This window comes from Trinickia sp., assembly GCF_035492435.1.
Classification (GTDB): Bacteria; Pseudomonadota; Gammaproteobacteria; order Burkholderiales; family Burkholderiaceae; genus Trinickia.
Window position 1 is genome coordinate 1 of record NZ_DATJJF010000074.1, and the last position, 9856, is coordinate 9856.

The 9856-nt window shown below is 62.2% G+C and carries 9 protein-coding genes and 1 riboswitch; all 9 genes read right to left on the bottom strand.

Going from position 1 to position 9856, the window contains the following annotated elements:
• Positions 1–265 precede the first annotated feature (265 nt).
• Positions 266–1282, bottom strand: a complete 1017-nt coding sequence (locus VL598_RS05270) for a peptide ABC transporter ATP-binding protein (protein ID WP_325325640.1) — start codon at positions 1280–1282, stop codon at positions 266–268.
• Positions 1279–2301 carry an ABC transporter ATP-binding protein gene (locus tag VL598_RS05275; protein WP_325325641.1) on the bottom strand — a complete coding sequence of 341 codons (1023 nt, stop codon included), beginning with the start codon at positions 2299–2301 and terminating at the stop codon, positions 1279–1281. The genes VL598_RS05270 and VL598_RS05275 overlap by 4 nt, the downstream gene beginning before the upstream one ends.
• A gap of 74 nt (positions 2302–2375) precedes the next feature.
• The gene (locus VL598_RS05280; protein ID WP_325325642.1) at positions 2376–3293 is read right to left on the bottom strand and encodes an ABC transporter permease subunit; all 918 of its coding nucleotides are present in this window, start codon (positions 3291–3293) and stop codon (positions 2376–2378) included.
• Between the two features lie 14 nt (positions 3294–3307).
• Positions 3308–4318, bottom strand: coding sequence for an ABC transporter permease subunit (locus VL598_RS05285; protein WP_325325643.1), 1011 nt, complete (start codon positions 4316–4318; stop codon positions 3308–3310).
• 124 nt (positions 4319–4442) lie between these two features.
• Positions 4443–6077, bottom strand: coding sequence for an ABC transporter substrate-binding protein (locus VL598_RS05290; RefSeq protein WP_325325644.1), 1635 nt, complete (start codon positions 6075–6077; stop codon positions 4443–4445).
• 144 nt (positions 6078–6221) lie between these two features.
• The gene (metF, locus tag VL598_RS05295) at positions 6222–7064 is read right to left on the bottom strand and encodes a methylenetetrahydrofolate reductase [NAD(P)H] (RefSeq protein ID WP_325325645.1); all 843 of its coding nucleotides are present in this window, start codon (positions 7062–7064) and stop codon (positions 6222–6224) included.
• Between the two features lie 23 nt (positions 7065–7087).
• Positions 7088–7441 (bottom strand): phage holin family protein, encoded by a 354-nt coding sequence (locus tag VL598_RS05300; protein ID WP_325325646.1) that lies wholly within the window; start codon positions 7439–7441, stop codon positions 7088–7090.
• 129 nt (positions 7442–7570) lie between these two features.
• Positions 7571–8992, bottom strand: coding sequence for an adenosylhomocysteinase (ahcY, locus tag VL598_RS05305; protein WP_325325647.1), 1422 nt, complete (start codon positions 8990–8992; stop codon positions 7571–7573).
• A 34-nt stretch (positions 8993–9026) separates the two neighbouring features.
• Positions 9027–9137: riboswitch (S-adenosyl-L-homocysteine riboswitch) on the bottom strand.
• 79 nt (positions 9138–9216) lie between these two features.
• Positions 9217–9856, bottom strand: a 640-nt coding sequence (locus VL598_RS05310) for an LrgB family protein (RefSeq protein ID WP_325325648.1), incomplete at its 5' end; no start/stop codon positions are given.

The window sequence follows — 9856 nt, forward strand, 5'->3', positions numbered from 1 at the left end:
GGTCCCGGCCTCATACCCGGCTGCGCGGGCTGCCGCAATCGGCGTAATCGACGCTGGGCCTGACGGATCGAGCATGGCGGCAAGCACCACGGCGAGCATGAACGTTAGCCGGAGCACGCACCTGGGCGTGACGCTATCTACGAACCTGAGCACGCAACTAAGCACGATACCGGGCACAAAACTAAGCACGAGCCAACACGCCGGTTGCGCGCTAACGCGCAAACCGTCGTGTGAAGAACGGCGCACACATGGCGCCGCCCGTGCTTCAGGCATTCACCTCCCCCACTTCCTCTGCGCGATGGCAGGCCACTTGGCGAGCGTCGACTTCACGCAGTGCCGGCGCTTCGATCCGGCACCGCTCGATTGCATAGGGACAGCGCTGGTGGAACGCGCAACCTGACGGCGGATCGAGCGGCGAAGGCAATTCGCCTTGCAGCTTGATCCTAACGCGTCTGTCGGATTCGAAGATGGCCGGTGTCGCCGACATCAGCGCGCGCGTGTACGGGTGGCGCGGATTCGCGAAGATCGTTTTCTTGTCGCCCAGCTCGGCGACACCGCCGAAGTACATGACCATCACTTCGTCGGCGATATGCTCGACGACGGAAAGATTATGCGAAATGAACACATAGCTCGTCTTGAACTGGTCCTGGAGATCCATGAACAAGTTCAAGATTTGCGCCTGGATCGAGACGTCGAGCGCCGAGACGGGTTCATCCGCAACAACGATGCGCGGATCGAGCATCATCGCGCGCGCGATGGCGATGCGCTGGCGCTGGCCGCCCGAAAACATGTGCGGATACCGCTTGGCATGCTCGGGCCTGAGCCCCACTGTGCGCATCGTCTGCGCGATCCGCTCCGCACGCTCGGCGGCGCTCATCGGCGTGTTGATCACGAGCGGCTCGTTAAGCGTCGCCTCGACGGTCTTGCGCGGATTGAGCGACGCAAACGGATTCTGGAACACCATCTGGACGCGGCGGCGGAGTCCCGCGAGCTTTGCGCGGTCGGCCCCCGTCACCGCCTGGCCTTCTATGACGAGCCGCCCCGAGCTGGGTGATTCGATCATCGTCAGTTGCCGCGCCAGCGTCGATTTTCCGCATCCCGATTCGCCGACGACGGCCAACGTCCGGCCCCGCGCGAGTGAAAACGACACGCCGTTGAGTGCCTTCACGACGCCATGCCCCATGAACCCACGACGCACGGCGTAGTGCTTGGCGAGCCCTTCGGCGACGAGCACCTGCTCTTCGCTCGACGCGGCGCGCGGTGCCTCGGGTACTGCGCTCATCGTTCGTCTCCGTGTGTCTGCGTCGCCGTGTGTGTCCTCTGCAACGGCAGCGCATCGAGATTGAGTGGCTTGATGCAGCGCACACGCATCCCCGCGTCATGGGCATCGAGCGGCGCAAGCGCGGGCCGGCCTTTCGAGCAATCGTCGACGACGTGCTTGCAACGCGGGGCGAAGAGACATCCCGTTGGCCTGTCGTCGCGGCCGGGCACCATGCCGGGCAGCGCGGCGAGACGCTTTGCGCCGAAATTATGTTCGGGAATCGCGGCAAGCAATGCTTCCGTGTACGGATGATGCGGATTCGCGAAGATGTCCGGAACGCGGTTTGTCTCGATGATCTCGCCCGCGTACATGACCGCGACGCGGTGCGCAATCTCGGAGACGACGGCCAGATCGTGCGAAATCAGTACGAGCGCCATGCCGCGCTCCTTTTGCAGCTGCACCAGCAGATCCATGATCTGCGCCTGGATCGTCACGTCGAGCGCGGTCGTCGGCTCGTCCGCGATGAGCAGCTTGGGATTGCAGGCGACGGCCATCGCGATCATCACGCGCTGGTTCATGCCACCCGAGAGCTGATGCGGAAACGCCGACAGGCGATTTTTCGCATCGGGAATACCCACCTGATCGAGCAGTTCGAGTGTGCGTTTCTCGAGCGCGGCGCCGCGCAAGCCTTCGTGCAGCCTCAGCACCTCTTTGATCTGAAAGCCGACGGTATAGCTGGGGTTGAGGCTCGATAGCGCGTCCTGGAACACCATGGCGATGTCCTTGCCGACGACGCGCCGGCGTGCGCGAGGCGACGCATGCAAGAGATCGATGCCATCGAAGGTGATCTCGTCGGCCGTCACCACACCGGGCGGATCGATGAGGCCCATGACGGCCATCATCGTCACGCTCTTGCCCGAGCCCGATTCGCCGACGACGCCAACCACCTCGCCGGGCGCCACCGTCAGGTCCACGCCGTCGACGGCGGGTGCTCCGCCGAAGTTGACCGCCAAATTGCGCAGGGTCAGAAGGTCACTCATCTCAGCGTGCTCCCAAGCGTACTGAGCGTCCCTCGGGGAGCAACGAGCATAGCAACTGTGAGAATCGTTTCATGTCAGCTGATCCGCTTGAGTTTCGGGTCGAGCGCATCGCGCAGCCCATCGCCGAAGAGGTTGATGGCGAGCACGGAAATCACGATAGCGAGCCCCGGAAAAGTGACGATCCACCACGCATTGTCGATGTAATCGCGAGCCGAGGCCAGCATCGCGCCCCACTCGGCCGTCGGCGGCTGCACGCCGAGCCCGAGAAAGCCGAGCGCCGCCGCATCGAGAATCGCCGAGGAGAAACCGAGTGTGGCCTGCACGATGAGCGGTGCAGCGCAGTTCGGCAAAACCTGAGCAAACATGAGCCGCACCGTGCCGGCGCCTGCGACGCGCGAGGCCGTCACGTAGTCCTTTTGCAGCTCGGAGAGCGCCGAAGCACGTGTCAGCCGGACATACCCCGGCAGCGCGACGATTGCGATCGCGAGCATGGTATTGGCGAGGCCCGGGCCGATGACGGCGACGACGGCCACGGCCAGCAACAGCGATGGCAACGCAAGGAGCACGTCCATCAATCGCATGATGGGCGCATCGGCCCACTTATCGAAGAACGCGGCGGTGAGGCCGAGCACGATGCCAGGCAAGAGCGCCAGCACGACCGAGACGCAGCCGATCCAGATCGACATGCGCGCGCCGTAGATGAGGCGAGATAGTATGTCGCGGCCCGCCTCGTCGGTGCCGAGCACGAAGCGCCAGTTGCCGCCGTCTTGCCACGCGGGCGGAATCTTGACGAAATCGCGGTATTGCTCGATCGGGCTGTGCGGCGCGACGACAGGCGCCGCCACCGCCAGCAAAACGAGCAGTAAAACGATAACGCCAGCGACGACTGCACCGCGATTGCGCGAGAAGTGCGACCAGAACTCGCGCACAGCGAGCGCGCGGCCAGAGGGCGGCGTCCCCGCCTCAGGTATTGCATTTTGCATGTCTGCCATGTGGCTTGCCCCCTTCAGCGTGTATGGCGAATACGCGGATTCAGCACGCCGTAGAGCAGATCGACGACGAGATTGACGACGATCACCAACGTCGCGATCAACAGAATGCCACCCTGCACGACAGGGTAGTCGCGCCGGCTGATGGCATCGATCAGCCACTTGCCGACGCCCGGCCACGAGAACAGCGTTTCTGTCAGCACAGCCCCTGCGAGCAAGGTGCCCACCTGAAGACCGATGACGGTGACGACAGGAATCAGCGCGTTGCGCAGCGCATGCACGACGATGACGCGCAACGGCGAAAGCCCCTTGGCGCGTGCCGTGCGAATGTAATCCTCACGCAGCACCTCGAGCATCGACGAGCGGGTCATACGCGCGACGACGGCGAGCGGAATCGTGCCGAGCACGATCGACGGCAAAACGAGATGGCTGACAGCCGACTTGAACGAGCCCTCATCGGGCGCGAGCAGCGAATCGATAAGCAGGAAGCCCGTGACGTGTGGAATGTCGTACTCGACGGCGATGCGCCCCGACACGGGTGTCCATCCGAGCGTTACCGAAAACAGCATGATGAGGATGAGGCCCCACCAGAAAATCGGCATCGAATAGCCCGTGAGCGCCGTGCCCATCACACCGTGATCGAAGAATGAGCCTCGCTTGACCGCCGCGAGCACGCCGGCCGGGAGGCCTACGACGAGCGCGAAAAGCATCGCGCACAGCGAAAGCTCGACGGTGGCCGGAAAGCGCGAAAAGAACTCGCTCATCACACTTGTATCGGTGATGAACGACGTGCCCAAGTCGCCGTGCAGCGCGCGCCCGACATAATGCACGTACTGCATCGGCAAAGGCTCGTCGAGCCCCAGCCGATGCAAGGCTTGTGCGTGCAACGCGGGATCGACACCGCGTTCGCCCATCATCACTTCGATGGGGTCGCCCGGAATCAAGTGAATCAGCGCGAACGCGAGCAAGGTGACGCCGATGAAAGTCGGCACCACCATGCCGATGCGGCGCAAAACGAATCGGAACATGGTTCGTCCCTCTAACTTGCTGGAAGAAAAACGCGACCGGCGACGAGAGGCTTACCGCCTCTGTCGCCGGATCGGTTGCTGCGGTACTGCGGTACTGCGTGACCGCCACGGTAGCGCGAAACGATTACTTCATGCTGACGCCATCGAAACGCGAATAGCCGAGCGGGTCGATCTTCATGTCGACGACGTTCTTCGTGGTCGGTTGATAGACAGTCGAGTGAGCGATCGGCGAAAACGGCAACTGATCCGCGAAGATCTGCTGCGCCTCGCGATAGTACTTCGTACGCTGGTCCCGATCCGTCGTGGCACGTCCTTTCTGGATGAGATCGTCAAACGGCTTATAACACCACTTCGAGAAGTTGTTGCCGTTGACGGCTTCACAGCCGAGCAGCGTGCCGAGCCAGTTGTCCGGGTCGCCGTTGTCGCCCGTCCAGCCCACGAGCACCGCGTCATGTTCGCCCGCATGGGCGCGCTTCATGTACTCACCCCACTCATACGTGACGATCCTGGCCTTGACGCCGATCTTCGCCCAATCGCTCTGAATCATTTCGGCCATCAGCCGCGCGTTCGGATTGTAGGGCCGTTGGACCGGCATGGCCCAGAGAGTGAGCTCGAAACCGTTCGGAAAGCCCGCTTTGGCGAGCAGCGCTTTCGCCTTGTCAGGGTCGTAGCTCGCCGCCTTCAGGTTCTTGTCGTACGACCACTGCGTCGGCGGCATCGGATTCGTCGCAAGCTGCCCTGCGCCCTGGTAGACCGACTCCACGATGGCCGGCTTGTTGATCGCCATATCGAGGGCACGGCGCACATCGACGTTGCCGAGCGGCTTATGCTGAACGTTATACGCGAGATAGCCGAGGTTGAAGCCCGCTTGCGAAGCGAGATCGATATTCGAATCTGCCTTCAGCGAAGCCAGATCGGCGGGCTTCGGATAGACCATCACCTCGCATTCGCCGCGCTTCAACTTTTGCGTGCGTACGCTCGCATCCGTCGTGATCGAGAAGATCAGCTTCGAGAGCTTGACGGCGTCCGGCTTCCAGTAGTCGGGGTTGCCGTCGAAGCGGATCGTCGCGTCTTTCTGGTAGCTCCGGAAGATGAAGGGGCCTGTGCCGACCGGCTTCTGGTTGATCTCTGCGGCTTTGCCTTGCTTCAGCAGCTGATCCGCATATTCCGCCGACTGGATCGAAGCGAATTCCATCGCCATGTTTTGCAGGAACGGCGCGCTGACATCGTTCAACTCGAAGCGAACGGTATAGGGATCCACCTTGTCGACTCGCTTGATGAGCTTGTCGAGCCCCATGTCGGTGATGTACGGGAACGTCGCCGGATAGGCCTTGGCGAATGCCTGATTCGGATCGAGCATCCGCTCGAATGTGAAGACGACGTCATCCGCATTGAATTCGCGCGTCGGCTTGAAGTACGCCGTAGTCTGGAACTTGACGCCGTGGCGCAGATGAAACGTGTACGTCTTGCCGTCCGGGGAGATATCCCACTTCTCGGCGAGTCCTGGCTCCACGTTCGTGCTTCCACGCGCGAATTCGACCAGCCGATTGAAGACGGTGAAGGTATTGGCGGTGAAGTCGACGCCCGTTGTGTACTGCGCGGGATCGAAGCCGGCTGGACTGCCCTCGGAACAATAGACGAGCGTCTTATTCGGAATCGGCGCGGCGTGCGAGATCGTCGCCGTGCCGAGGAAGACCGCTACGGCTGCGGCTGAGAAAGCGGTGATTCGCGCAGCACGCAACAGCTGGAATGGCTTCATGCTTCCTCCAAGTCGTGGTCCGGCCCCGCCGGCTAGGCGGATATTACTGACCTTTAATTACCCGAACAAGCGGCCGAAAATAATTGGACCGGCTCGGTTCGGCGCAGGTGCCGAGGCCCTGGAGGCAAGCGTGAAGCCGCTGGGTTATTGATCGATCCCGTAGCCGAGCCGCTCGCAGATCGCCTTGCTGGCCGTGGCCGCATTGAGCGTGTAAAAGTGCAACCCCGGCACGCCTTCCTTCACGAGCCGCTCGCAAAGCTGCGTGACGATGTCGAGCCCGAATGCCCGGATCGCCTCTCTATCGTCGCCAAAACTCTCCAGCTGGCGGGCGATCCAGCGCGGCACTTCGGCGCCGCACATCTCGGAGAAACGCATGAGCTGTGCGTAATTCGTAATCGGCATGATGCCCGGCACGATCGGCACATCCACACCCAGCTTGCGTACCTCGTCGACGAAACGCAGGTAGGCGTCGCCGTTGTAGAAGTATTGCGTGATCGCGGAGTTGGCGCCCGCCTTGACCTTGCGGGCAAAGTTTTCGAGATCTTGCCGCGGCGAACGCGATTGCGGATGGTATTCGGGATAGCCCGCCACCTCGATCCAGAACCAATCGCCGTACTCGGCGCGAATGAAAGCGACGAGCTCCGACGCATAACGCAGTTCGCCCATTTCGACCATGCCGGACGGCAGGTCGCCGCGCAGCGCCACGATGTGGCGAATGCCGTTGGCGCGATAGCGATCGAGGATCGCACGCAGCGCGTCCCTCGACGAGCCGACGCAAGACAGATGCGGCGCGGCCTCCAGGCCATCCTTGGCAATCTCGAGGACGGTGTCGAGGGTGCCTTCCTGCGTCGAGCCGCCAGCGCCGAAGGTGACGGAGACGAACTTCGGCTTGAGCCGCGTGAGCTGCGTGCGCGCGGCACGCAGCTTTTCAACGCCCTCGGGCGTTTTCGGCGGGAAGAATTCGAAGGAGATTTCGATGGGATTCATATGCGTGCGACGTGACTTGGCCGTCAGCCGAGACTGCGATTGCCGAGAATCAACGCCGACAGCAGCCACGACACGATGCTATAGAGGATGGAGCCGAAAAACGCTGACCAGAACCCCGTCACTTCGAACCCCTTCAGCAATGACGACGCCAGCCAGAAGCACAGCGCGTTCACCACGAGAATGAAAAGGCCGAGCGTCACGATCGTCACGGGCAGCGTCAACACGATGAGTACAGGCCGGATAATCGTGTTGATAAGGCCGAGCACGAGCGCCACGACGAGTGCAGTGCCGAAGCTACGGATGTGAATCGACGGCACGAGGTACGTGATGATCAAGAGCGCAAGCGCGTTGATCACCCAGGTCAGCAGCAAAGTCATCTAAAGCTCCAATTGGTCCTGCGCCGAGGAGAAAGGGGCGGCGCGTTCGGCCATGCCGGCCGCATGCGGCACAGCATGTCACGATCGCGCCGCCGCCCTCTCCTTTACGCCTTAAGGCGTTCGGCTAAATCAGTAGCGGTAGTGATTCGGCTTGAAAGGCCCGCTCTTGTCGACGCCGATATAGCCCGCCTGATCATCCGTCAGCACGGTCAACTGCACGCCGATGCGCTCAAGGTGCAGACGCGCCACCTTCTCGTCGAGGTGCTTCGGCAGCACGTACACCTTGTTTTCGTACTGCGCGCCACGCGTGTAAAGCTCGATCTGCGCGAGCGTCTGATTGGCGAACGAGTTCGACATCACGAACGAGGGATGCCCCGTTGCGCAGCCGAGATTCACGAGGCGACCTTCGGCGAGCAGGATGATGCGCTTGCCGTCCGGGAACACGATGTGATCGACTTGCGGCTTGATGTTTTCCCACGTGTACTGACGCGTCGACGCCACGTCGATCTCGGAATCGAAATGGCCGATGTTGCAGACGATCGCATTGTGACGCATCGCTTTCATGTGATCGTGCGTGATCACATGATAGTTGCCCGTCGCCGTCACGAAAATGTCGGCCTTGTCGGCCGCGTATTCCATCGTCACGACGCGGTACCCTTCCATGGCCGCCTGCAGCGCGCAAATCGGATCGATCTCGGTGACCCAGACCGTCGCGCCTAGCCCGCGCAACGATTGCGCACAGCCCTTGCCCACGTCGCCGTAGCCGGCCACGACGGCAATCTTGCCGGCGATCATGACGTCGGTCGCGCGCTTGATACCGTCGACGAGCGACTCACGGCAGCCATAGAGGTTGTCGAACTTCGACTTCGTCACCGAATCGTTGACGTTAATCGCCGGGAACGGCAGCCGGCCGTCCTTTTCCATCTGATACAGGCGATGGACGCCCGTCGTCGTTTCCTCGGTCACGCCGCGAATCTGCGACAGACGCTTCGAGTACCAGGCCGGATCGACAGCGAGATGGCCTTCGATCGCCTTGTAGAGCGCGACTTCCTCCTCGTTTGCAGGCTTCGCGATGACGCTGCGATCCTTCTCAGCCTTCGAGCCGAGGATCAAGAGCAGCGTGGCGTCGCCGCCATCGTCGAGGATCATGTTGGCGAATTCGCCATTCGGCCACTCGAAGATGCGGTGCGTGAACTCCCAGTACTCGTCGAGCGATTCGCCCTTGAACGCAAAGACGGGTACGCCCGACTTCGCAATGGCGGCGGCCGCATGATCCTGCGTCGAGAAGATGTTGCACGAGGCCCAGCGCACATCGGCGCCGAGCGCCGTCAGCGTCTCGATCAGCACGGCGGTTTGGATCGTCATGTGCAGCGAGCCGGCGATGCGCGCGCCCTTGAGCGGCTGCGCTGCCTTGTTTTCGGCGCGAATCTGCATGAGACCGGGCATTTCGGTCTCGGCGATGTTCAGCTCTTTACGGCCCCAGTCGGCCAGCGACAGATCGGCGACGACGAAATCCTGGGATTCTTTCGATTCGAAGACAGCGGCGCTCATCACGCCCTCCTTTCTAAAAGGTTTCTAGAAAAAGTAGACGTGAGCGCCGTTCTATGGAGCCGCCTGCGCGCCACGAGGGCATGCGGGGGTCCGCTTGAAGTTTCCGAGCCTGGCGGGGTGCCCCGTCGCAGCGCTCCTCGGAAACGGGTTGGATTGTAGCAAAAGGATCGAAACCGCGACGGCTACCAACTCATGGAGCTGCGCGAGCCGCTGCCGGTTCAGCGTCAACCGAGCGCGCTGCCGAAGACCGAGCCGATGAGCGGCGCAATGAGCACCATGACCACACCCGCGATCATCATCGTCAGGCTCGCGATGACACCCTCTTCGCTGCCGATCTCGCGCGCCTTGATCGTGCCGATCGCATGGGCCGCCGCGCCGAAGGGCGCACCGCGCGCGATGCGCGAGCGCAGCGGCAGCAGCGCGAGGACGAACTCACCGAAGAACATGCCGACCAAGCCCGTTGCGATGACGAAGAGCGCGGTGAGCTGTTTCGGCGCATGGATCTCTTCCGACACGGCAAGCGCAAATGGCGTCGAAACAGACCGCGTCAACAGGCTGCGCGCAGCGTCCGGCGAGACATGCAGGAGCTTCGCCAACGCAAAGGAGCCACCCACGCCGACGACAATGCCGACGGTAACGCCGGCCGCGAGTGACAGCCAGTGACGTTTGATCAGTTCCCGATATTCGTAGACGGGTACCGCGAATGCGATCGTCGCCGGGCCTAGCAGCCACATGAGCCAACGGGTGTCGGCGAAGTAGATGGTGTACGGAATGTGCGCGATAAGGACGAGCGCCACGAGCAGTGCCGGCACGACGATGAGCGGCATCAGCCATGGCTTCCTGAAGCGGGCATAAACCCGCTTA